This window comes from Sulfitobacter sp. DSM 110093 (genome assembly GCF_022788715.1).
Lineage (GTDB): Bacteria > Pseudomonadota > Alphaproteobacteria > Rhodobacterales > Rhodobacteraceae > Sulfitobacter.
The window spans coordinates 1,501,073-1,525,595 of the sequence record NZ_CP085167.1 but is presented as its reverse complement, the minus strand read 5'-3'; the positions used below and the strand labels follow the sequence as shown (position 1 = coordinate 1,525,595).

18 protein-coding genes and 1 tRNA gene are annotated in these 24,523 nt (G+C 58.1%); 8 read left to right on the top strand and 11 right to left on the bottom strand.

What is annotated here, in order from left to right; translation table 11 throughout:
* Nucleotides 1-75 precede the first annotated feature (75 nt).
* Nucleotides 76-1,140, bottom strand: a complete 1,065-nt coding sequence (gene recA / locus DSM110093_RS07355) for a recombinase RecA (RefSeq protein WP_243267686.1) — start codon at nt 1,138-1,140, stop codon at nt 76-78.
* 210 nt (nt 1,141-1,350) lie between these two features.
* On the opposite strand from recA, the gene DSM110093_RS07350 reads away from it, so the two are divergent.
* Nucleotides 1,351-1,944, top strand: coding sequence for a gamma-glutamyl kinase (locus tag DSM110093_RS07350; RefSeq protein ID WP_243267439.1), 594 nt, complete (start codon nt 1,351-1,353; stop codon nt 1,942-1,944).
* 33 nt (nt 1,945-1,977) lie between these two features.
* Here DSM110093_RS07350 and DSM110093_RS07345 read toward each other — a convergent pair whose 3' ends face one another.
* Nucleotides 1,978-3,726 carry an ATP-binding protein gene (locus DSM110093_RS07345; protein WP_243267437.1) on the bottom strand — a complete coding sequence of 583 codons (1,749 nt, stop codon included), beginning with the start codon at nt 3,724-3,726 and terminating at the stop codon, nt 1,978-1,980.
* 189 nt (nt 3,727-3,915) lie between these two features.
* Here DSM110093_RS07345 and DSM110093_RS07340 point away from each other — a divergent pair, with 189 nt between their 5' ends.
* Nucleotides 3,916-4,095, top strand: a complete 180-nt coding sequence (locus DSM110093_RS07340) for a hypothetical protein (protein WP_243267435.1) — start codon at nt 3,916-3,918, stop codon at nt 4,093-4,095.
* A gap of 292 nt (nt 4,096-4,387) precedes the next feature.
* Here DSM110093_RS07340 and DSM110093_RS07335 read toward each other — a convergent pair whose 3' ends face one another.
* Nucleotides 4,388-5,548 carry an RsmB/NOP family class I SAM-dependent RNA methyltransferase gene (locus DSM110093_RS07335; RefSeq protein WP_243267434.1) on the bottom strand — a complete coding sequence of 387 codons (1,161 nt, stop codon included), beginning with the start codon at nt 5,546-5,548 and terminating at the stop codon, nt 4,388-4,390.
* A gap of 50 nt (nt 5,549-5,598) precedes the next feature.
* On the bottom strand, nt 5,599-7,047 hold the full coding sequence (gene guaB / locus DSM110093_RS07330; RefSeq protein ID WP_243267432.1) for an IMP dehydrogenase: 1,449 nt from the start codon (nt 7,045-7,047) through the stop codon (nt 5,599-5,601).
* Nucleotides 7,048-7,237: 190 nt separating this feature from the next.
* On the opposite strand from guaB, the gene DSM110093_RS07325 reads away from it, so the two are divergent.
* The 4 genes from DSM110093_RS07325 (at nt 7,238) to DSM110093_RS07310 (ending at nt 12,509) form a co-directional block, all read left to right on the top strand.
* On the top strand, nt 7,238-9,298 hold the full coding sequence (locus DSM110093_RS07325) for an ASKHA domain-containing protein (protein ID WP_243267431.1): 2,061 nt from the start codon (nt 7,238-7,240) through the stop codon (nt 9,296-9,298).
* On the top strand, nt 9,298-10,143 hold the full coding sequence (locus DSM110093_RS07320) for a class I SAM-dependent methyltransferase (protein ID WP_243267430.1): 846 nt from the start codon (nt 9,298-9,300) through the stop codon (nt 10,141-10,143). Before DSM110093_RS07325 ends, DSM110093_RS07320 begins: the two co-directional genes overlap by 1 nt.
* A gap of 41 nt (nt 10,144-10,184) precedes the next feature.
* Nucleotides 10,185-10,258, top strand: a tRNA-Gly gene (locus DSM110093_RS07315).
* Nucleotides 10,259-10,457: 199 nt separating this feature from the next.
* Nucleotides 10,458-12,509, top strand: a complete 2,052-nt coding sequence (locus DSM110093_RS07310; protein WP_243267429.1) for an ATP-binding protein — start codon at nt 10,458-10,460, stop codon at nt 12,507-12,509.
* A 55-nt stretch (nt 12,510-12,564) separates the two neighbouring features.
* Here the strand turns inward: DSM110093_RS07310 and DSM110093_RS07305 are convergent, their stop codons facing one another.
* From DSM110093_RS07305 to zwf, 4 genes are all read right to left on the bottom strand, one after another.
* Complete coding sequence (locus tag DSM110093_RS07305) at nt 12,565-14,193, bottom strand: long-chain fatty acid--CoA ligase (protein WP_243267427.1); 1,629 nt, start codon at nt 14,191-14,193, stop codon at nt 12,565-12,567.
* 162 nt (nt 14,194-14,355) lie between these two features.
* Nucleotides 14,356-15,948, bottom strand: a complete 1,593-nt coding sequence (gene pgi / locus DSM110093_RS07300; protein WP_243267426.1) for a glucose-6-phosphate isomerase — start codon at nt 15,946-15,948, stop codon at nt 14,356-14,358.
* Nucleotides 15,945-16,616, bottom strand: a complete 672-nt coding sequence (gene pgl, locus DSM110093_RS07295; protein WP_243267424.1) for a 6-phosphogluconolactonase — start codon at nt 16,614-16,616, stop codon at nt 15,945-15,947. Before pgl ends, pgi begins: the two co-directional genes overlap by 4 nt.
* A complete protein-coding gene (zwf, locus tag DSM110093_RS07290; protein WP_243267423.1) occupies nt 16,613-18,076 on the bottom strand; it encodes a glucose-6-phosphate dehydrogenase in 1,464 nt (487 codons plus the stop codon). Before zwf ends, pgl begins: the two co-directional genes overlap by 4 nt.
* A 160-nt stretch (nt 18,077-18,236) precedes the next feature.
* On the opposite strand from zwf, the gene DSM110093_RS07285 reads away from it, so the two are divergent.
* Nucleotides 18,237-19,184, top strand: a complete 948-nt coding sequence (locus DSM110093_RS07285; protein WP_243267422.1) for a radical SAM protein — start codon at nt 18,237-18,239, stop codon at nt 19,182-19,184.
* A 19-nt stretch (nt 19,185-19,203) separates the two neighbouring features.
* Here DSM110093_RS07285 and DSM110093_RS07280 read toward each other — a convergent pair whose 3' ends face one another.
* Nucleotides 19,204-19,473, bottom strand: coding sequence for an usg protein (locus tag DSM110093_RS07280; protein ID WP_067623819.1), 270 nt, complete (start codon nt 19,471-19,473; stop codon nt 19,204-19,206).
* Nucleotides 19,474-19,662: 189 nt separating this feature from the next.
* On the opposite strand from DSM110093_RS07280, the gene gyrA reads away from it, so the two are divergent.
* Nucleotides 19,663-22,413 carry a DNA gyrase subunit A gene (gyrA, locus tag DSM110093_RS07275; RefSeq protein ID WP_243267421.1) on the top strand — a complete coding sequence of 917 codons (2,751 nt, stop codon included), beginning with the start codon at nt 19,663-19,665 and terminating at the stop codon, nt 22,411-22,413.
* 129 nt (nt 22,414-22,542) lie between these two features.
* On the opposite strand, the gene DSM110093_RS07270 is transcribed toward gyrA, so the two are convergent.
* On the bottom strand, nt 22,543-22,875 hold the full coding sequence (locus tag DSM110093_RS07270; protein WP_243267419.1) for a hypothetical protein: 333 nt from the start codon (nt 22,873-22,875) through the stop codon (nt 22,543-22,545).
* A 164-nt stretch (nt 22,876-23,039) separates the two neighbouring features.
* Nucleotides 23,040-24,521: a carboxypeptidase M32 gene (locus DSM110093_RS07265; protein WP_243267418.1), complete on the bottom strand. Its 1,482-nt coding sequence runs from the start codon at nt 24,519-24,521 to the stop codon at nt 23,040-23,042.
* Nucleotides 24,522-24,523 lie beyond the last annotated feature (2 nt).

Sequence of the window (24,523 nt, the reverse complement as noted above, 5' to 3'; positions counted from 1 at the left end):
CGTTCCTGCCCATGAAAAAGGGGACGCAGCCACTGGCCACGCCCCCATTGAAACATCACATCCGCACCGAAGGGTTTACGCTTCGAGGATATCCGCGTCGTCACCACCGGACCCTTCAAAATCCAGCCCATGCGCCGCGCGGATTTTATCTTCGATTTCAGAGGCCATGGCGGTATTTTCTTTCAGGAAGTTTTTAGCGTTCTCACGCCCCTGCCCGATCCGCTCATCACCATAACTGAACCACGATCCTGACTTGTCGACCACGCCGGCCTTCACCCCAAGATCAAGCAATTCGCCCATTTTCGAAATACCTTCGCCATACATGATGTCGAACTCGACCTGCTTAAAGGGCGGCGCAACTTTGTTCTTGACGATCTTGACCTTAGTCGCGTTGCCAACAACTTCATCGCGGTCCTTCAATGCGCCAATGCGGCGGATATCAAGCCGGACAGACGAATAGAATTTCAACGCGTTACCGCCGGTCGTCGTCTCGGGCGAGCCGAACATGACGCCGATCTTCATCCGGATCTGGTTGATGAAAATCACCATACAGTTGGAGCGGCTGATCGAACCGGTCAGCTTCCGCATGGCTTGGCTCATCAGTCGCGCCTGCACGCCGACGCTACTGTCACCCATTTCGCCTTCGAGTTCGGATTTTGGCGTCAACGCCGCCACCGAGTCGACGATAACCATATTCACCGCACCAGAGCGCACAAGCGTGTCAGTAATCTCCAACGCCTGTTCGCCTGTGTCAGGCTGCGAAATCAGCAGCTCATCAATATCCACGCCAAGCTTTTTCGCATATTGCGGGTCAAGCGCGTGCTCCGCATCGACGAAGGCGCAAACGCCGCCAGCTTTTTGCTGTTCTGCCACGCAGTGCAGGGTCAGCGTGGTTTTACCCGAGGATTCCGGGCCATAAATCTCAATGATACGCCCCATCGGCAAACCGCCAATGCCAAGCGCAATATCAAGGCCAAGCGAGCCTGTTGAGCTGGCCTTGATGTCTTGGATCGCCCCTTCCGCGCCCAATTTCATGATCGACCCTTTGCCGAACTGACGTTCGATCTGGGCCAGCGCGCTGTCGAGCGCCTTTTGCTTTTCCGCGGTTTTCTTGCTGTCCATTGTCAAAAGATCTGCCATTGCCATTAGGTTCATCCCTTAGTGTCACAGTGGCGCCCCGGCGGCAATCGCCCGCACGCCGCGCTGCACATGTTCTTCTAATGTTCCATATGAGGGCAAACGAAGAACATTTCAATCATTTTGTTTGCGCTTTAAGTTTTATCTCGAATGGTAAAGAAATGGTTTACGCCGCAAATATGGGTCCATTCGCAGCAGGGAGTTAAGGCACGCGTGATTGTTTTCTTTAAAGAACGGTTAGCTTTTCTGTCGGTGCCAAAAACCGGAACCACTGCCTATGAGAAAGCCCTCGCACCACGCGCGGACATGTGGATTTCTGAGCCGCCCATGCTGAAGCACGCTCCGGTTTACCGCTACAACCGCTTCATCCGGCCGATGTTCCTAAAGGTATGTGATGCAGAGCTTGAGCTTATGGCGGTGATGCGTGAGCCCATATCTTGGTTGGGAAGTTGGTATCGCTATCGCCAGCGTCCCTTCATGGAGGGCAAACCCAACAACACATTCGGGATCACATTCGATGAATTTGTGCTCGCCTATATGAAAGGAAACAAACCGGGTTTCGCAGATGTGGGAAGTCAGTCAAAGTTCATGGAAACCCAGCCAAACGGCACCGGGATCACCCACCACTTTCGCTATGAAGATCAGCAACGGCTACGCAGCTTCTTGGAGGAGCGACTAGAAGTAAGCCTGTCACTTGGCCAAGAGAATGTCTCGCCCAAATTGGCAATCGAGCTTTCGCCATCCGTTGAGAAGCGCTTTCGCCGAAAATTTTCCGCAGAATTTGAGCTTTACGAGTCAATTCCCTAACTGGAACTTATTTAAATGTTTGGGGCATAGTGTTTAGTGCAATTGGTTATGTACCGTGTTGGTCAGATCAGTCAGTGAAAAAGGTTTAGGCAGAAAGACCGAGTTTGGAATTTTCGACTGCTCCTCGCCAAAGTTATCCTCCGCATAGCCTGAAACGAAGACGACACGCACATCGGGTCGCTGTTTAAGTGCCTGACGCACCCAGCTTGGGCCGTCCATTCCGGGCATCACAACATCTGTCACAAAGACGTCGATCGCAAGGTCTTTGTCTTCGAGAGTTTTCAATGCAGCTTCCGCTGATTCCGCCTCCAAGACAGTATATCCGCGCAGGCGCAAAGCGCGGCTGGCAAAGGCCCGCACTGGCGCTTCATCTTCTACCAACAAGATCACCCCATCCGAACGCTGCGGCAGCCCCTCCTCCGGTTGAGACACAGAAGCCCGAGAAACCGTCGTGGGCTGCCCTTCGAGCACGGGAAAATACAGGATGAAAGATGTCCCCCGCCCCACCTCGCTGTCGACAAAGATAAACCCGCCCGTTTGTTTGACGATGCCATAAGCGGTTGAGAGACCTAGGCCCGTGCCTTCACCCGTCCGTTTGGTGGTGAAAAATGGCTCAAATACCTTTTGCAGTCTATCCCGCGGGATCCCGGTGCCATCATCATTCACTTGGACAGTTACATAGCGGCCAGCGGGCACGCTGACCCGGTCCCGCTCAAGCGGCTGCTCGAGAGTGCTCACCTCGGTCACGATGCGGATCTCCCCCCCAGCCGGCATTGCGTCGCGCGCATTTACGACGAGGTTCATCAACACCTGCTCCAATTGACGCTTGTCTGCGCGAATGGGGGCCAACACCGGATCATGGCTTAGCGTAAGCGTTACCTTTTCTCCGACCAAACGGTTGAGCAGATGGGTTAGATCGGCCAGCGTATCGCGCATGTTAAGCGTTTCAGGGCGCAAAGTTTGCTTGCGGGAGAAGGCGAGCAACTGACCGACAAGGGCAGCGGCCCGATTGGCGTTCTGGTTGATCTGAACCAAATCGCTAAAATCGGGATCGCCTTGATCATGGCGCAGCAAGAGCAGATCGCAATGGCCCGAAATAGCGGTGAGAAGATTGTTAAAGTCATGCGCCACGCCGCCTGCCAACTGGCCGATGGCCTGCATTTTCTGGCTCTGCACAAATTGCGCCTCAAGGGATTTCAACTCAGTCGCGTCCTGCAGTACCGCGATCAGAGCCGGTTCTTCTCCGTCCGATATCCGGTTAAGCGAGACCTGCACAAAGATCTCCTGATCCGTACGGGTTAGCCTAAGAAATTCGGATTTCTGCACCAGTCGCCCCGCCAGACTGTCATCCAACCAATCCGAGATAGAGCGGCCCAAGCCTTCCATTAACTGCGAAAGATGTGCTTTCCGTCGGAGCGATACGCCAAGCAACTTAGCCGCCATACGGTTGAAGGCCAGTACAGTTCCATCAGGGCCAAGCTTAATCAGGGGTACGGGAAGGTCTTGGAAAGATTCCCAGCCCAAGTCAGTCGCAGAGTTAGCCCCTTCGGGCGGCGGCAAGAGATAGATTGCGCGACGATTGGCACCTGCCTCAATCTCACCTACCAGAACTTGCCGATTGCCCGCAGCAGTTGTGATTTCAGTAACGGTCCCGGGCGTTATAGGGAGCGAGATAAATAACCGGTCCAAGGATTTCACCCGGTCCCCAACAACGGTGCGTGCCGCGTCATTCATAAAAAGGATAGCCCCGCTACGACCGACCATCACCATCGGTAGTGCCATGCTTTCCTGAGCACTGCGCGCGCCGTCGCGGGCGGGAACGGGATCAATCCGCCACAAGATACGCTCAACAGAAAGCTGGTGGGCAGATATCCGAACCGGGCCCTTGCGGGTAATTACTTCCTCTCGCGCAGTGCCACTTACGGCCGCCCGCGATTGAAGGCGATAAAGGAGGCTAACAGGATTGGAAAAATGCGTCTGCAGGACCCCCGCAAGGGTCTCTTCCTGCTGACCGCCAAACTGCACTTCAGCCGCCTGATTGCGATACAGAATCTGCCTGTCCGCCGCTACAATGAAGCTGGGCGTGGCGTCGTCAGCGATGAAATCTATCACCCCGGCAGAGCGCGCCTGATCCCGCGCTTTAGTGCTTAGGTGGAGACCTAAGTACCCCAGCAATATCAACCCAAACGTAATAGCGGATACTGTAAAGCCGATTGCTATCACAACCTCTGTGCTACGGAGCGCAAGACCGGCTGCGGCCATAGCCAATAGCCCAAGCAACCATAGCCGGCCTTGACCTACCTGGCCCCCAATCGTTGAATGGCGGACGTCCTGCTGCACGCATTTCCCCTAACAACCGAATCATACGACTATTACGTGCGATAGAGGTTAAGCAGGCTTTAACTCTAACTGCTTTGCACGCATTGGTTGATTATGGGGGTATTTAATCGCGCGTCAACTGTGCTACGAAGAAGCCGTCGCCCTCGGAAGTGACGTCATAGCGGTCCATTCGCGTCGTTTTCCACTCCGGATGGCGGGTCAAAAAAGCGTCTACCCGTGCTTCGTTCTCTTCTCGGAACAAAGAGCATGTCGCATAGGCCAATACGCCCTGTGCCGCTGTAAGTGTCGCTGTAGCATCAAGAATTTGATCCTGAATGCCGGTCAATTCGGTCAGGCGATCGGAGGTAAGGGTCCATTTTCCTTCCGCCGCGCGCCGCCATGCGCCAGAGCCCGAACAAGGCGCATCGCACAGGACAAGATCATAGGGGTCGTCAGCCACGACCTGTTCGCGGTCTGCAATCGAAATCTCCACGCCAGCGCGTTCAGCGCGGAGCGGCAGATCGCTCATACGGCGCGGGTCGATGTCATGGGCGGTGATTTGCCGTGACGGGTCCATCGCCAAAGCCAGCGCCTTGCCTCCGCCCCCGGCGCAATAATCGAGCACCCGTCCACCCAAAGGCAAACCAGCGACAACGGCTTGGCTGGCTGCATCCTGCAATTCGACATAACCATCAATAAACGCCCGTGAATTTCGTATCCGGCGCGGGCCTTCGGTGACTGTCAGTGCGGCAGCGGCCAAAGGGTTGTCGCGGGTTTGAACGCCATCTTCGGCCAGTAGCGCTTGTGCGGCGGCCACTTCTATCCGCGCTGTGTTAACCCGCAGGCAAACGGGCCCACGTTCCTGCAGCGCTAAGGCGGCGGCATCTGCTTTCTCACCAAGTGCGGTATCAAACAGGGGTAGCAGCCAGTCGGGCAAGTTAAGGTTTGTCGCGCGATCTTCGGGTGTTTGCGGGAACCGGCGCTCCTCCTCGCTCAACGGAGTGGGCGCGTGCCCCTCACCTGTGAATAGCGCTTCTAGATCAGCCTTCTGCCCGTGCAGCATACCAATCATTAACGCGCGACCCGTCTCACCACTGCCATAATGCGCCGCAGTTCGTTTTTGGCGCAGCACATCAAATACATGATCCCGCACAGCAGCCCGATCTTTGGAACCGGCAAAACGGCTCTGTCGCGCCCAACGGGTTAGCGCCTGTTCGGCGGCCAGCCCCCCGGCGATCGCGTCCAAAACTTCTATCGCAGCCGATACGCGCGCGCCCGGGGTCATGGCATCTTCCTTTTTGTCACGAAGGGCCCGAAGGCCGTTCTCTTTGCTTGTTACCCGATACGGTAGTTTGGGCTTTCTCGCGTGATCTGCACATCATGCACATGGCTTTCTTTCAGCCCAGCACCCGTGATCTTTACAAAACTACAGTTGCTGCGCATCTCGTCGACGGTCGCACAACCGGTATAGCCCATCGCGGCGCGCAGCCCGCCTACCAGTTGGTGCAAGACGTTGTTCGCACTGCCTTTATAGGGCACCTGACCTTCGATCCCTTCAGGCACCAGCTTGTCTGAGGCGGCGTCTTTCTGAAAATAGCGATCCGCCGAGCCGCGCGCCATGGCGCCCATGCTGCCCATGCCACGGTAGCTTTTGAAGCTACGGCCTTGATAAAGAACCACTTCACCGGGGCTCTCGTCGGTGCCGGCGATCATGCTGCCGACCATGGCGCAGGAGGCTCCTGCCGCAATCGCCTTGGCGAAATCGCCGGAGAACTTAATGCCACCGTCAGCGATGATCGGCACGTCACCGGCGGCGGCAACGCAGTCCATAATCGCGGTCAGCTGCGGCACGCCGACGCCTGCGACCATCCGCGTGGTGCAGATGGAGCCGGGGCCGATGCCCACTTTCACAGCATCCGCACCCGCGTCGATCAATGCGCGGGTGGCAGCGCCGGTGGCGACATTGCCAGCGACAACTTGTACATCGCCGAATTGCTTTTTGGCCCGTGTCACCGCAAGGGCCACGCCTTCAGAATGGCCATGCGCTGTGTCGATCACGATCATGTCGACTCCGGCGTCCACCAGCGCTTCGGAGCGTTCAAAGCCCGCGTCCCCCACCGTGGTGGCAGCAGCGACGCGCAGACGGCCCAGATCATCCTTGCAAGCGGTTGGGTTCAGCACGGCCTGTTCGGTGTCGCGCAGGGTCAGAAGACCGGTTAGTTTGCCCTTGGCATCGGTGACTAGCAGCTTTTCGATCCGGCGGGATTTCATCAGGCTGATCGCCTCGTCGCGGTCGGCAGGTTCTTGCAGGATCGCCAGCCGGTCAGAGGTCATCATCACCGACACCGGTGTGCGATCGTCAGAGGCAAAGCGCATGTCACGGTTGGTCACGATGCCCAGCACACGACCGCTTTCATCCACCACCGGGAAACCTGTCACGCGGTAGCGTTCTTGCAAAGCTTTGGCATCTGCCAATGTCTGCTCAGGCCGCAGGGTAATCGGGTTGTAAACGATACCGGATTCAAACCGCTTGACCCGGCGCACTTCGCGGGCCTGCTCTTCGACCGTCAGGTTGCGGTGCACAACACCCATCCCACCGGCCTGCGCCAGCGCAATCGCCATGCGGCTTTCGGTCACCGTATCCATGGCCGAACTTAGCAGCGGGATATTGAGCGCAATGTTCTGCGTGACGCGGGTTCTTGTATCTGCGGTAGACGGCAACACAGAGGACGCTGCGGGAACCAGCAGTACGTCATCAAAGGTCAGGGCCTCACGAATCTCCATTTAACACCTCGGTCTGGATGGGTTCATTTGGCGGTTTCCTATTTCACGGATGGCCCGGATTGGAAAGACCTATTCCCCAGCGTAAGCCGCAAGGCTGCAATGACGTGCGCGCCTAACGAATTGCCGCGCAGTGCCTTTCCCCTGCCGCGCGGGACGCTATGGTGGCGCAAAGAAGTAAAGGACGGCCCTGATGAGCAGTGATCCCCTCGTGATTTTCACGCCCTCCGGCAAGAGAGGGCGCTTTCCCAAAGGCACACCGGTGCTGACCGCCGCACGGCAGTTGGGCGTTGACTTGGACTCGGTCTGTGGCGGGCGCGGCATCTGTTCGAAATGTCAGGTCTCGCCGGGCTATGGGCAGTTTTCCAAACATGGCGTCACCGTCGCCCCTGATGCGCTGAGCGACTGGAACGCGGTCGAGGAGCGCTATGACGAGAAACGTGGCCTGAAAGAGGGCCGCCGTCTGGGCTGTCAGGCCACGGTGCAGGGCGACGTGGTGATTGACGTGCCACCAGAGAGCCAAGTGCACAAACAGGTGGTCCGCAAACGCGCCGAAGCGCGTGATATCGTGCTGAACCCTTCGGTCAAACTCTTCTACGTTGAAGTGACAGAGCCCGACATGCATGAACCTTCGGGTGATCTGGAGCGGCTGCGCACCGCGCTGAGCGAACAATGGGAGCTGGAGAAGGTCACCGCCGATCTGCACATCCTCCAGATAATGCAGCCGGTCCTGCGCAAGGGCGCATGGAAGGTGACAGTCGCCGTGCACCTTGGGGATCAGGAGAACCCGGCCCGGATCATGAACATCTGGCCGGGGTACTATGACGGCACCGTCTACGGGCTGGCGGTTGATCTGGGCTCCACCACCATCGCGGCGCATCTGTGTGATCTGCAAACCGGAGAGGTCGTGGCTTCCTCTGGCGTGATGAACCCGCAGATCCGCTTTGGCGAAGACCTGATGAGCCGTGTTAGCTATTCGATGATGAACCCCGAAGGCGCCCAAGAGATGACTCGCGCGGTGCGCGACGGGATGAACGCGCTCTTCGCCCAGATCGCCGAAGAAGGCGCTATAGAGCCAAACCTGATCGTTGATGCTGTATTTGTCTGCAACCCGGTGATGCACCACCTGCTGCTGGGCATTGATCCGTTTGAGCTGGGCCAAGCGCCGTTCGCGCTCGCGACCTCGGGTGCGCTGCGTTTACGGGCCGAGGATCTGGACCTCAATATCCCCCCCTCTGCGCGGGTCTATCTGCTGCCGTGTATCGCGGGTCATGTGGGGGCCGACGCCGCCGCCGTTGCCCTGTCCGAAGCGCCTGAGAAATCGGATGATCTGATGCTGGTGGTTGACGTGGGCACTAACGCAGAGATCCTGCTGGGCAACAAGGAAAAGGTGCTGGCCTGCTCCTCTCCCACCGGGCCCGCTTTCGAGGGTGCGCAGATCAGTTCTGGCCAACGCGCGGCCCCCGGCGCGATTGAGCGGGTCGAGATTGACCCCGAAACCAAAGTGGCGCGGTTCAAAGTGATCGGCTGTGATATCTGGTCCGACGACGAGGGTTTTGAAGACGCCGTCGCAAGCACGGGGATAACCGGAATCTGCGGCTCGGGCATCATTGAGATGGTCGCGGAAATGCGCATTCACGGCATCGTCGACGCGCCCGGCCTGATCGGCAGCACAGAGCAGACTGGCTCCCCATCGGTTTTCGCCGATGGCCGCACCAACAGCTATCTGGTCTATGACGGCACGGAAAAAGGCGGACCAAAGATAACGGTGACCAACCGCGACATCCGTGAAATCCAAATGGCCAAGGCCGCGCTCTATTCCGGCGCACGTCTGCTGATGGACAAATTCGGCGTCGATAAAGTGGACCGCGTTGTGCTCGCCGGGGCCTTCGGCGCGCATATCAGCCCGCGTCACGCGATGGTGCTGGGCATGATTCCCGACGCGCCGCTCGACAAAGTGACCAGCGCGGGTAATGCGGCAGGCACGGGGGCGCGGATTGCCCTGCTCAACACCGACGCCCGGGCCGAGATCGAGGCCACGGTGCGCGCCATCCACAAGATCGAAACCGCTGTCGAACCGCGCTTTCAAGAGCATTTTGTCAATGCCTCTGCCATTCCCAACGCGGTCGAGCCCTTCCCGATCCTCAACAGCCTCGTGGCCCTGCCGGATGTTACTTTCAACACGGGCGGCGGTGGTGCTGGCGGTGCAGAGGGCGCACGTGGCGGACGGCGCAGAAGACGGAAGACATCGTAATGAGCGATCAAGGCAACAGCGATCAGATCGACTTCTGGAGCAGTGCTGCGGGCCATAAATGGGTCGCGCGACAGGCAGAGTTAGATACCCTCATGCAGCCGGTGCTCGACGGTGTGCTGACACGGGCAGACCTGCGCCCCGGCTTACGCGTGCTGGACATCGGTTGCGGCGCGGGCGCGGGCTGCCTCGCTGCCGCGCAAGCGTTGGGTGACAGGGGCGCGGTGCTGGGCGTTGACGTTTCGGAGCCGCTGCTTGATCTGGCGCGGCAGCGGGCGGCCGCCCTGCCCCAAATCACCTTTCACCACGGCGACGCCACCGCATTGCGCCTCGATCCGCCCTATGATCGCCTGATCTCACGCTTTGGGGTGATGTTCTTTTCCGACCCAGTTCTCAGCTTTACCCGCATGGCTGCGCAGCTTCGCTCCGGCGCGCGGATCAGCTTTGCCGCTTGGGGGCAAATCCCTGAAAACCCCTTCTTCACCCTACCCGCCCGTGCTGCCCGCGCGACCATCGGTGCCATGCCCAAAACCGACCCCGACGCCCCCGGCCCCTTCGCCTTTCGCGATCCCCAACGGGTGGACGCGACCCTCACGCAAGCAGGCTTTGCCGACATCAAATGTGAGGTGATGAAGCTTGATCTAACGCCCGCAGGCTCGGTCGAAGGTTTGGCCCAACAGATGTGTGATATTGGTCCGGCAAGCGGTACGATTAATTATTTCAACGCACCCCCAACACAGGTGGCCGAATTGCGCCAAACCATCGCCGACGCCCTGCGGCCCTACGCGCAAAACGGCCCCCTGCGCCTGCCCGCCGAGATCAATTTCGTCACCGCCACCAAACCCTGACTTGACCTTCTCCTGCACGCCGATTATCTCAACCTCAGCGCGCGGGTATGGTGAAAAGGTATCACGGCAGCTTCCCAAGCTTTAGTTACGAGTTCGATTCTCGTTACCCGCTCCACGCTGATTTACCGCTGCCCTAGTGAGGCGCGACATCAGCCATTTTGAAACCCGCTGGTTTCTCGCAGATCAATCACTTGAATAGCTTGAGGATGTCCGAATTTTGCCATGATTTCTATCAATGGTAGCGGCCAGCAGGATGTAAACTACGCGCAAATGGCCCAACGATGTCAAATGCGCCCGGAGGCAAAGGATAAAACGTGGGAAACACGTTTCGGGACTACGCGACATCCAAGGCGTATATCATCGTCAATTTCATCGTGCTGTGCTGCGTGGCTGGCATCAGCTATTCGATCGTCAAACTGGATTACGAGCAGCATATCGCCAGCATGCGTCAGGATGCGCGCCAAGCGCTGCACGAAGTCAGCAATCAGGTGCAGCACCAGTTTCAAGAGACGATCTTAGTCACCAAGAACATCGAGAATATTCTGCTCTCGGGTGAGTCGTTCAAAGACAAAAAGATTGAATTGTTGGTTAAGGAATTGAGGGAGCGGAACCCCGGCATAAAGGCCTTTGCCCTCGCCCCAGATCTGACCATTACCGAAAGCTATCCCAAACAGCCGAATGGGCCGACCATCGGCATGGCGTACAGAAACATTCCCGCACAGTTATCAGGCGTTGCAAATGCCTATCGCCGCCAAAGCCCAACCATCGAAGGTCCGCTGACGCTTGTGCAGGGCGGTAGGGGCTATATCATGCATTATCCGGTCTTTGAACGGCCCACCGGCCTTGGTGCACCGCGCTTTTGGGGCGTGATGTCGATCGTGTTCCAGCCCGACCGTCTGTTTGAACCGCATCAGAATCCCCATCAAGCCGCCGACTATACCTATAGCCTACGCGCATTCCCGACAGGCACGCTCCCGCCAGAAATAGAGCCTTCGGCGCTCAACGATGGTGATCCGGTGCGCACCCGGTTTGAGCTGTTGGGCAAGACATGGGAAGCCACGGCACGCCCGGTTAACGGTCTGCCGCCCTATGCTCCGCAAAGCCCCTACCTTGTAGCCTTCGCGCTGGTTGCGACCATCGCACTGATGGCCGGGCTTTGGGCGTTCCGCCGGGTTACGTTGAAAAAGCAAGAGGCCGACGCCCTTTTGGCCGAGGGAATCGGCTCAATCCAAGAAGGCTTTATTGCTTTTGATGAAAAGGAACGGTTGGTCACCGTGAACAGCAAGTTCCTTGAGTATCACCCTGAGATCGCCGATCTTCTGGTCCCCGGCAGGACCATTGAAGAATTGCTGCGGCATTGGGTGGCCCGCAATCAGCATCCCGAGAATGTCGAAGAGCGCGAGGCATGGATTGCGAAGCGCCTTGCCCGTTTCCGCAACCCAAGTGGCGCCTTTAACCTAGAAGTCTCGGACAATTTCTGGCTCAAGGTCACGGAATCGCGCACGCCGCACGGGTACACCGTGGGTATCTGGACCGACGTGACCACCGAAAAGCGCGCGCTAGACGCGGCCAAGGCGGCGGACCGGGAAAAGACCGAATTCCTGAACAACGTCAGCCATGAACTGCGCACCCCACTCACCGTAATCTCTGGCCGGGCGACCTTTTTGCAGCACGCCGAGAAACTGCCACAGGCGCGCCGTTTGCAGACTGCACTGACCAATAGCCCCAACGCCACGCCCGAAATCCGCAACAGCGTGGATGAGTTCCAGAATTTTGTCTCTAACCAAGCAGGCGGCATTGCAGGATCGTCAAAACATATGCTGCGCCTTGTCGAAGACCTGCTGGATTGGACCAAAGTCGCCCGTGGGAAGATGGAACTTGATCTACAAGAGATTGAGGCCAGCGATATCGCCCGCTCCGTCGCCGATGACCTGCGCCCAGATGCCGAGGCCAAGGGGCTGACCCTGACCTATGAAGACAACGGCACCGCCACAGCCAATGCCGATCCGGTGCGCTTGCGGCAGATCCTTTACAATCTGATTTCAAATGCGGTCAAATTTACGCGCAGCGGGAATATTCACCTCCAGATGCATCAGACTGCCGAGGAGATCACCTTCGCAGTGACCGACACCGGCTGTGGCATCTCCGAAGAGAACTTGGAACGGGTTTTCTTGCGTTTTCAACAAGTTGATGGGTCCATGTCGCGGGAGAATGGCGGCTTGGGACTGGGGCTTGCGATTGCCGAACAGCTCGCCACGCTGCACGGCGGTGGGCTTTCGCTGGAAAGCACAGTCGATGTGGGAAGCACCTTCAGGCTTACCCTGCCGCGTCCGCTGACCGACAGTGACCTGCGCCGCTCGGCCTGAACGGCAGTTTAGGGTGCAAAGGCCCCGGCCCAAGCTGGACCGGGGCGCTTTTTTTTTAGCTCTCGCTTTGCGTCAGTATGTCGCCAAAACGCTCACGCAGATCACGCTTTAGCACTTTCCCTGTCGCATTGCGCGGCAGTTCTTCGGCAAAAACCACGCGGTCGGGCACCTGCCATTTCGCAATCTGGTCTTCAAAGACCTTAAGAATATCAGCCTCTGAGGGGTCGGCCCCTTCGGCCTTTACCGCGATCAGAACCGGACGTTCATCCCATTTTGGGTGTGTCGCGCCAATCACGGCGGCGTCGGCCAGATCGGGATGGGCGATGGCGATGTTTTCCAACTCGACCGAGCTGATCCATTCCCCGCCCGATTTAATGATATCTTTGGCGCGGTCACGGATGGTGATATATCCGTCCTTGTCCATCGTCGCGATATCGCCGGTGTCGAACCAACCGTCGCGCAGGGTGCTGTCGCGGTCGGATTGATAATAGGCGTCCAATATCCAATGACCGCGCGTTACCAGCGCCCCTTGGGTTTCGCCGTCATGGGGCAGCGGCTTGCCTGCGTCGTCCCAAATTTCAAGCTCAACACCAAACACCGGGCGGCCTTGGTTCTCGCGCAGCTTGTGCTGTGCGTTTACGGGCAATTCGCCGTGTTTCGCCAAGGGTTTATTGACGCTGCCCACCGGCGACATCTCGGTCATGCCCCAAGCGTGGATCGTCTCTACGCCATAGTCTTCGCGGAAGGTCGCAATCATCGACGGCGGACAGGCCGACCCGCCGACCACGGTGCGCTCAAGACTGGAGAGTTCACTGCCCGACTTCTTGGCCGCCGCCAAGAGCCCCTGCCAGATCGTCGGCACGCCAAGTGCAAGTGACACGTTATACGTGTCGATCAGCCCAACCAGCGGCGCCCCATCAAGGTTCGGCCCCGGCAGCACCATCCGCGCGCCGGTCATGGCGCTGGCATAGGGGCTGCCCCAAGCGTTGACGTGGAACATGGGCACCACCGCCATAACGATATCCCGCGCGGAAATGGCGATGCTGTCGGCCATGTTGATGCCAAAGGAATGCAGCACGGTCGAGCGATGGGAATAGAGCACGCCCTTGGGATTGCCCGTGGTGCCGGAGGTGTAGCAAAGGCTCGACGCGGTGTTCTCATCCAGATCGGGCCAGTCGAAACCAGCATCGCCCGAGGCTACCAAATCGTCATAAAAAATCAGCCCCGGCAGCGCTTCGGCGGCTTCGGCATCAGGTCCCGACATCAACACGAGGTGCTTGAGATGCTCCAGCTTGTCGCGGATCGCGGCGATCAGCGGCACGAAGGTCTTGTCAATGAACAGCACCTCATCCGCCGCGTGATTGAGGATATAGATCAGTTGATCGGCAAAAAGACGTGGGTTGATCGTATGGCAGACAAAGCCCGCGCCCGAGGTGCCAAAGTAGATCTCCAAATGCCGACGGTTGTTCCACGCGATGGTCCCGCAGCGCGCCTGCGTTGACAGCCCCAGATCCGTCAACGCCGAACCCAAGCGCCGCGCGTTCTCGGCTACCTTGCCCCAGTTGGTTTCCTCGACCCCGCCCGTGGTCGAGACCGAGATAATCTCCCCCTCGGGGTGATAGCGTTCGGCGTGGGCAATCAAGCTTGAGATCAGCAGCGGCTGCGTCATCATTTGGCCAAGCATAATGGGGATCCTCCAATCATTTGCGTTGAGACTGTCCAAAGGTCAGGGCAGTTGCAAGCCTTCCCCTTCGGCAAGTCTAAATCGGCAACGATAGGCAGCAGAATGGCCCGCGCAGGCGGGGTTTGCCTGCGCGCGTCGGTCCATCAATTTTGGATGCAGCCCTTAGCCGCGATGCTGGTGGATATAGCCGATCAACCCGGCGGTAGAGCCATCCTTGCCCTCGGCAGAGACCTCTCCTTCGACCAGCGGCTGGAGCGATTTGGCCAGTTCCTTGCCCAGTTCCACGCCCCATTGATCGAACGAGTTGATGCCGAGGATCACCCCTTCGACAAAGACGCGATGCTCATAAAGCGCGATGATCTGGCCCAGCGTGAAGGGATCGAGCGTTTCATAGGCCAGCGTCGTCGAGGGCCGATTGCCGGGGAAAACACGGTGACGCGCTTGCCGCTCAAGCTCATCGCCCGACAGCCCGGCATCGCGCATGATCGCCCGTGCTTCGTCCAAAGACCGCCCGCGCATCAGCGCTTCGGATTGGGCAAGGCAATTGGCGATCAGCAGGTCATGGTGATGCTCTAATTCCGGCTCATGCCCCTTGGCCGCGACCAGAAACTCACACGGGATCACCCGCGTGCCTTGGTGGATCAACTGATAGAAAGCGTGCTGGCCATTGGTGCCCGCCGCACCCCAGACCACCGGACCAGTGTGACGCGGGCTGTCAGCGCCGTCCATCTGCACGCCCTTGCCATTCGATTCCATCTCAAGCTGTTGCAGGTAATCGGGAAGTTTTTCCAACCGTTGGTCATAGGGCAGCACCGCGCGCGTCGCGTGGCCGCAGATTTGGTTGTGCCAAATGCCCACAAGCGCCAGCAACATCGGCATATTCTCTGCCGGATCTGCTGCACAGAAATGGCGGTCCATCTCTTGCGCGCCGCGTAGAAAACTGTCGAACGCTTTGGGGCCAATGGCAATCATCAGCGAAAGCCCAATCGGGCCCCAGACGGAATAGCGCCCGCCGACCCAATCCTCAAACCCGAAGACCTGCGCCGGGTCGATTCCAAACTCGGCGGTCTTGTCATCAGCGGTGCTGAGGGCTGCGAATTGCGCCGCCGGGTCACCACCATGGTCCTGCATCCATGCCCGCGCGGTGCGCGCGTTGGTCATGGTCTCAATGGTGGTAAAAGTCTTGGAGGCGACGATCACCAAGGTCGTCTTGGCATCCAGCCCGCGCAGCGTATCGGCAATATGCGCGCCATCGACGTTGGAGACGAAATGGCAGCGCGGCCCATCGTGATAGGGTGTTAGTGCACGAACTGCCATCGCAGGGCCAAGGTCAGAGCCGCCGATGCCGATATTGACCACATCCGTAATCTCGCCGCCGCGCACCTGATCGGCAAAGCGGCCCATCCGCACCAGCGTATCGCGGATCTGCGGCATGACATCCGCGCCCTCGACCTCGACCGGCCCGCCATCAAGATTGCGCAGGGCGGTATGGAGCACCGCGCGGCCTTCGGTTTCGTTAATCGGCTCGCCTGCAAACATTGCATCACGGCGGTGGGTCACCTTAACAGCGTCGATCAACCGCAGCAGGGCCGCGCGCGCCTCAGCGTCAATATTCGTCTTGGCGTAATCGAACAGCATGTGCTGCGTCCGCAAAGAAAATTCTTCGGCCCGTTTGGGGTCTTCAAACAGCGATGTGATCTTGCGATCTGCCGTTGCATGTTGCTGTTCTTGCAAGTCTTGCCAAATGTCCATCATGCTGCCCAGTAGACTTCTATTTCATCGAGTACCGCCGCGATGGGCGCATCTTCGGGTGAGAGTTTCTCCGAGCGTTCAAGTGCTGCGCGTTTTTCGTCGCCGAAAATCACCAAATGTTTGTTTAACGCCCCATCCAGCACATGGGCCGGAAGTGTCACCCGCGCCGTTGGCTGGCCCTCGGGGTAAACCGGACACAACAGCGGCGCGTCAGACGCGAGCGCATTGTTCAAGCTTGGGTCTCCGGGAAAGAGCGAGGCGGTATGCATGTCGTCGCCCATGCCCAACAGCAGCACCGAAATCGGCATATGGCGCGCCAAACTGGGTGCTACAGTCTCGGCCCCCTCGCCCGGCGACAATCCTGCGCGGAAAAATGGGATGAACTGCGCATTAGCAGCGCGGTCGTTCAGAAGGTGCTCCCGTACCAGCCGTGCGTTGGACAGGGGATCGTTTCCATCCACCCATCGCTCATCGGTCAGCATGACATCCACGCGATCCCAATCAAGATCGGTCGCGCTGAGCATTTCGAAAATCGGACCGGGGGTAGACCCTCCCGGCACGGCAAATGATACGCGATCATTACCCGAAAGCGCCGATTTCAGCTTGCCCGCCAGTTTGTTGGCGACATTCATGACCAGCATTTCGCGGTCTGCATATTCGATGATGTTCATGGGGATACCTTTCGCCATTCACGGCCATCGCGCCGCATCATTTCACCTGCATCCGTGGGCCCGGCAGAGCCGCTGTCATAGGGCTTTGGCACATCATTGCGCGCCTCCCAGCCTTGGATGATCGGATCGGTCCAGGCCCAAGCGGCCTCGACCTCATCGTCGCGCATGAACAATGTCTGGTTGCCCCGGATCACGTCCATAATCAGCCGCTCATATGCATCCACCTGATCGCCGCCATCGGGGCCGAGCGCTTCGGCGAATGTCATATCAAGCGGCACATCGACAAGACGCATTCCCCCCGGCCCCGGTTCCTTGATCGTCACGCCAAGGGTGATGCCTTCATTGGGTTGAAGCCGGATTGACAGCACATTGCGGTGCCGGCCCGCGTCCTCGGCAAAGATCGAATGCGGCGTGTCTTTGAACACCACGGTGATTTCGCTCGATCGGGCCACCATGCGTTTGCCGGTGCGCAGGTAGAACGGGGTGCCATGCCAGCGCCAGTTGCTGATATGGGCCTTTAGCGCCACAAAGCTTTCGGTGCGCGAACGCGGATTTTCCACAGCATTACGGTAGCTTGGAGCCTTTTCTTCATTCCCTGCCTCGGCCTCATACTGGCCACGTACAAGGTGATGTGGCAACACCGGGTCAAGCGCACGGATCACCTTGAGTTTTTCATCGCGCACCGCATCGGGGTCGAAACGCGCGGGCGGCTCCATCGCGATCAGGCACAACAGCTGCATCAGGTGGTTTTGCACCATGTCCCGCATCGCACCGGATTTGTCGTAATACTCACCACGCCCGCCGACGCCCACCGTTTCGGCCACGGTAATCTGGATGTGATCGACATACTGCCGGTTCCACAGCGGCTCGAACAGCATATTGCCAAAGCGCACGGCCATGAGGTTTTGCACCGTCTCTTTGCCGAGGTAGTGGTCGATCCGGTAGATCTGCTGTTCTTTGAAATAGGTCGCCAGCGTGGCGTTCAACGCCCGCGCGCTTGCCAGATCACGGCCAAACGGTTTTTCTACGACGATACGGCTGTCTTCGCCCGCCATGCCCCATTGTTGCAAACGTTCTGCCAAATCACCGAACAACCCCGGCGCGACAGAGAAGTAGTAAACCTCGATCCGATCCTTGCCTGCCATCATCTGCTGCAATTCGGCCCAGCCGGTTTCGCCCCGCGCGTCGATCGCTACGTAATCAAGCTTGGCAAGAAATGCGTCAAGGTTATCGCATGCATCCTTGCCGCCAAACTCACTGATCGCCTCTGATACCATCTCGCGGTAGCCCGCGCTGTCCATCTCGGTCCGCGCGGCGCCGATAATCCGCGCCTCTTCGGGCATCTGGCCTGCGCAATACCGCCGGTAAAGGCCGGGCAGAATCTTGCGCCGGGCCAGATCGCCGGTGCCGCCAAAAATAACCAAATCGAAAGGGTCGACAGGGATAACGCGCGAAACCATTAATTATTCCTTGTCCGGGTAAATGGGCAGAGTTAGCGCAAACATACTTATTTTTACCTACTTCACAAGACTGTGCACCCCGCACCTTGGACTTTTAGGCAGGGCCGCAATAGCTTACCACAACAGGACAGGAACAAATGGGATCACGCAAGGACCAATCATGAAAGATATCGCGCAAGCAAACGAGGGCAAGTTCCAAAACCCGGCGGTGACCGCCAAGGGGGAACCACGCGCCACCGTAGCCCTGCGCGGCGCGGAGACGCTGTGGTTCAACACTGGCACCCTTTGCAATATCGAATGCGTCAACTGCTATATTGCCTCAAGCCCCAAGAATGACGCGTTGGTCTATATCACCGCCGATGAAGTGCGCGATTACCTTGATCAAATCGTCGAGCGTAACTGGCCGGTGCGCGAGATCGCCTTTACCGGCGGCGAGCCCTTTATGAACCCGCAGATGGTTGAGATCACCGAAGCCTCGCTGGAGCGTGGCTATGAAGTATTGATCCTAACAAATGCCATGCGTCCGATGATGCGCAAATCTGTGCAAACCGGGCTGCTGCGGCTGCGCGACGCCTTTCCGGGCAAGATGACTTTCCGCATCTCTGTCGACCACTACCGTCGCGATCTGCATGACGCAGAGCGGGGTGCAGGTGCTTTTGATAAGACCCTTATCGGTATGGAATGGCTGCGGGATAATGATTTTCGCATGGCGGTCGCGGGACGGTCGATCTTTGCCGACAGTGATGCCGACAGCCGCGCGGGCTATGCTGCGTTCTATGCCGAACACGGGTTTGACATCGACGCAAACGATCCCGGTATGACGGTGCTTTTCCCCGAGATGGACGAAGCGGTCGAAGTGCCTGAGATCACCACCGCCTGTTGGAGCATTCTGGATGTATCGCCTGACGCGGTGATGTGTTCCTCCTCTCGCATGGTGGTCAAGCGCAAAGGGTCAGAGAAACCCGCCGTGCTGGCCTGTACGCTGCTGCCCTATGACCCGGAATTCGAGCTTGGCACAACCTTGGCCGAGGCAGAGCGTGACGTGTCGTTGAACCATCCGCATTGCGCTAAGTTCTGCGTGTTGGGCGGGGCAAGTTGCTCGGCCTGACGCCCCCTGCCCTTTTGCCTTAATGTAGCGTGAATTCACCTACTTGGTTCTGCCATTCACCGGGACCAATCAGCTTGCGATGTGTAAAGCGGACCGAGTGCAGCGGCCCGTCCAGTTCAGCACGCCAGAACTCGACAAACTCGAACAGGCGCGGATGGTCTGGCGCGATGTCGTAATCCTGCCAGATATAGCTGTTCAGCACATGGCTATAGTCGGGCATGTGGTAAAAGAACTCTGCCGTGGTCAGCCCGTAGCCTTTGAGCATCATTTCGGTTTCACTGCGGGGCATATTGCGCCTCCTTTTCTGCCTCGGTAAGACAAGTTTGCGCAGTGATAAATACTTTTCAATAAAAACAGTATGTTGGCACTTCACTCAGAGTGCTGCCAGTGCGTTTCGGCCACAGCCATTGCACCTGATATGCCCCGTCTGCTATAGAAAACCGCAAGATATAGAACCATAAAATGGTGGGCCAGATACGTGACCGATACGCCGGAAACCCCTGATAACGCAGACAAAAAGCCTATTTTCCACGGGCCGTCGGTGACAATCGAACACGAGATGCGCACGTCCTATCTGGACTACGCGATGTCAGTGATCGTCAGCCGGGCGATCCCCGACCTGCGCGATGGGCTTAAACCGGTGCACCGCCGCATCCTTTTTGCCATGCATGAGACCGGAAACACCCACGACAAATCCTACCGCAAATCCGCCCGCCCCGTGGGCGACGTGATGGGCCAGTACCACCCGCATGGTGACTCTGCGATCTATGACGCTTTGGTGCGTATGGCGCAGGATTTTTCGATGTCGCTGCCGCTGCTTGATGGTCAGGGCAACTTTGGCTCAATGGACGGCGATAACCCTGCGGCGATGCGCTATACCGAGGTGCGGATGGACAAGCCAGCGGCCTATCTGCTGGCAGACATCGACAAAGACACTGTCGATTATCAAGACAACTATGACGGCAAACAGAAAGAACCTACGGTTCTGCCTGCGCGCTTCCCCAATATGCTGGTCAACGGCGCAGGCGGCATTGCCGTCGGCATGGCCACCAACATTCCGCCGCATAACCTTGGCGAGGTTGTCGACGCATGCCTCGCGCTGATCGACGACCCTGACCTGACTTCTGAGCAACTGATTGATTATGTCCCCGGCCCCGATTTCCCAACGGGCGGGATCATGCTTGGCCGTTCAGGCGCGCGCAAAGCTTACCTTGAGGGGCGCGGCAGTGTCGTGATCCGTGCCAAGACGCGGGTCGAAGAGATCCGCAAAGATCGCTGGGCCATTGTTATTGATGAAATCCCCTATCAGGTTAACAAAGCCTCGATGATCGAAAAGATCGCTGAACAAGTCCGCGACAAGAAGATCGAAGGCATTTCCCACGTTCAGGACGAAAGCGACCGTAACGGCGTGCGCGTGGTGGTCGAACTCAAACGCGATGCGACCGCCGAAGTCGTGATGAACCAACTGTACCGCTTCACACCGATGCAAACCTATTTCGGCTGCAACATGCTGGCGCTGAACGGCGGCCGGCCTGAACAGCTGACTTTGCGCAAGTTCCTCAGCTACTTCATCGACTTCCGCGAAGATGTTGTTGCCCGCCGCACCGCCTATCTGCTGCGCAAGGCACGTGAGCGGAGCCATATCCTTTGTGGTCTGGCGGTTGCCGTCACAAACATCGATGAAGTCGTCGCCACCATCCGCTCCTCCGCCGATGCCTCTCAGGCACGCGAAAAGCTGATGACGCGCCGCTGGCCCGCGGAAGACATCCTGCCTTATATTGCGCTGATCGACGATCCAACCCATACCGCGAATGACGATGGCACTTATAACCTGTCAGAGGCTCAGGCCCGTGCGATTTTGGAACTGCGTCTGCAGCGTCTGACCCAGATCGGTGTCAAAGAAGTCACCGATGAGCTGGAAGAGCTGGCTGGCAAGATCAAGGAATACCTTGAAATTCTCGGTTCACGCGAACGCATCCTTGGCATCATCTCAGACGAGCTGCGCGAAGTGCGTGAACTCTTTGCCGTGCCGCGCCGCACCGAGATTGTCGATTGGTCCGGCGACATGGACGACGAAGACCTGATCGCCCGCGAAGACATGGTCGTGACCGTGACATCTGGCGGTTACATCAAACGTACCCCCCTCGCCGATTTCCGTGCGCAGCGTCGGGGCGGCAAGGGCGTCTCGGGCATGCAGACGAAAGAAGAGGATGTCGTGACCAACCTCTTCGTCGCCAATACCCATACGCAGCTTTTGTTCTTCACCACTGATGGGATGGTCTACAAACTTAAGACTTGGCGCCTGCCACAGGGTGCGCGCACTGCCAAAGGCAAGGCCATCGTCAACATCCTACCTATTCCCACCGGCGTTTCCATTGCGGCGATTATGCCGGTCGATCGGGATGAAAAGGACTGGGATGATCTACAGGTGGTCTTTGCCACTTCTGCCGGCACCGTGCGGCGAAACAAGCTGTCGGATTTCACCAATGTAAAAGCCAACGGCAAGATCGCTATGAAGTTCGAAGGCGAACATGAGGGCACCACACTAATCAACGCACGCATCGCGTCGCATGATGATGACGTGATGCTGGTGACCGACGCTGGCCGCGCGATCCGCTTCCCGGCGACAGATGTGCGGGTGTTCAATTCGCGCAACTCTGTCGGTGTGCGGGGCATTCGTTTGGGCGAAAAAGACACCGTCGTATCGATGTCCGTGATCCGCCACTTTGAGGCTGCCTCGGAAGAGCGTGTCGCCTATCTCAAGCAACGCCGCCTGATGGCGGGGCTGACCGATGATGACAGCAGCGATGACGAAGAAGAGCAGGTGCAAGCCGGGCAACTCAGCACCGAGCGCTATGCAGAGATGTCTGCGGCAGAGGATTTGATTTTGACGATCACGGCCAAGGGCGCGGGCAAAGTGTCTTCGGCACATGACTATCCGGTGCGTGGCCGTGGCGGCATGGGTGTGACGGCTTGGACCAAGGCAATGGCACATGGTCCAATCGTTGCCTGCTTCCCGGTTGAGATGTCGGATCAAGTCATGCTGGCGACATCCAAAGGCCAATCGATCCGCGTTCCCGTAGAAGGGATTTCTTTCCGGTCGCGCAGTGCGGGTGGTGTGAAGGTCTTTAGCACGGGCAAGAACGAAGAGGTCGTCAGCGTGGCTTGGATCGCCGATCAGGGCAACGACGAGGATGAAGCTGTCGAAGATGACAGCGCCGCAGAATAACCTACATTGTACCCCGCCCCGTAGTGAAAGCTTCGGGGCGGTTGCCTTATCAGCCAAATATCAAGCAACAAAAAATCCCCCGCGCCATCGGCACGGGGGGTTTTCTAATCTTAAGCTTCTGTAAAGAAGTTATTGAGTAGTAGTTGTGGTAGTAGAGGACGAAGAGCCCGCTGCAATCGCCACAAGAACCAGAGCCGCGCCTGCCGCTGCTGCGCCGCCACCAAGGCCAGCACCAGCTGCGAAGAGGCCAGCATCATCAGCGCGTACGCAAACGCGGACTGTGTCGCCATCAACTGTAACCGGGTCTGGCTTGCAGTTGTAGATCACGCCATTCGCGCCTTGAACCTGAAGCGAATAAACGGAGTCGTCGGACGCCCCAAGAACCGCTGCCTGTGTTGTTGTTTGGGCAAATGCAGCACCCGTAAGGGCGATTGTCGCCGCGACCGTTGCAAGAATTTTCATTGTCTAGGTACTCCTATATCTCGTCAAAAATCAAAACTCACCGGACCATCGCATATTATCATGCTCAGCGCAAAGACGAATTGTTAAAGCTCAGTTAAGAATTCACGTGGTGCCTGTTGTCTGAGCAACACCGCCAAATGGCCTATTGTTCCCAGTTTTTCTATTTAAATCCCATATAGATCTTTGAATTTGTTTTCTAGGTAGTTCAGCAATGGTTCCTCGGTCGGCGGCTTTCCGCAAGCGCGTGTTATGACCTCTCGTGGTTCAAAAAGCCCACCGTGTTGTTGGACGTTTTCACGCAGCCAACCTGTTGCAGCACTTGTATCGCCCCGCGCGAGGGATTCGTCCAAATCAGGCACCGCCGCGCGCATCGCATCATTGAGGCAGCCAGCATAGACATTCCCAAGGCTGTAGGTCGGAAAATACCCCAGCAGACCAACCGACCAGTGCACGTCCTGCAAAACACCATTCGAAGGGCGATCAACAGGATACCCGAAATCGGCTTCAAAGCGGTCATTCCATGCGGCCTCCAGCCCATGGACCTGCAAATCCCCCGACATCAGTGCACGTTCCAAATCAAAGCGCAGCAGGACGTGGAGGTTATATTGCAATTCGTCAGCCTCGGTCCGGATGAAGCCGTCCGACACACGGTTGACGATTTTGTAGAATGTCTCGGCATCCGGCACGCCGAAGTCACCATAAGCAGCCGTCATTTCACCAAACAACCAGCCGGTGAAGGGGCGGCTGCGGCCAATCTGATTTTCATAGATACGGCTTTGGCTTTCATGCACCCCCATCGACACGCCGCGCCCCAACGGGGTCAGCAGATAGGCGTTGTCGATCCCTTGCTCATAGGCGGCGTGGCCGACTTCATGCACCGTGGAATAGAAGCAATTGAAAGGGTCAAGCGCGTTGGTCCGCGTGGTAATCCTAACATCCAAGCCCGACCCGGATGAGAAAGGATGCACAGCCTTATCGATCCGCCCGGTGGAGAGATCATACCCAAAATGCCGGGCAAGTTTAGCTGTCAGGTCCATCTGAGAGGCTTCATCGAACACGCCTTCCAAAACTGGCGGTGCATCGGCATCGCGCACGGCGGCGCGTAGTTCGGTCAGTTTAGGGCGCAGCGCCCCGAACATCGCCTCTAGGTCTGCCGCTGTGGTACCGGGCTCATAGTCCTCCAGCATCGCGTCGTAGATATCAATATCGCGCCCCTCGGCCAAGGCAGCCCCCTCTTCACGTTTGAGAGCAATTACCTCCTTCAAGGTCGGGGCAAAGGCGGCGAAATCATCGGCGGCACGGGCTTCGGCCCACGTACCCTGCGCGGCGGAGGTGACACGGGCGATCCGTGCGGCAAGGTCCGCGGGTACGCGGGTGGCACGGTCAAAATCGCGTTTAATGTGGCGCAGGTTGGCCTGCCCCACCGCGTCCAGACCCGCCGTTTCGATACGGCCCAGCCAATCGGCGATACGCGGATCTATTCGGCGGGCGTGCAGCACGCTTTCCATCGCGGCCATTTCCTCGCCCCGTTGCGGCGCAGCCCCGCGCGGCATTACGGTTTCCTGATCCCAGCCCAAGCGACCCGCCACTTGCGCCAGCGCTTCGGTTTCGCGCTGAAAGGCCATCAATTCGTCGTATGCAGTCATGT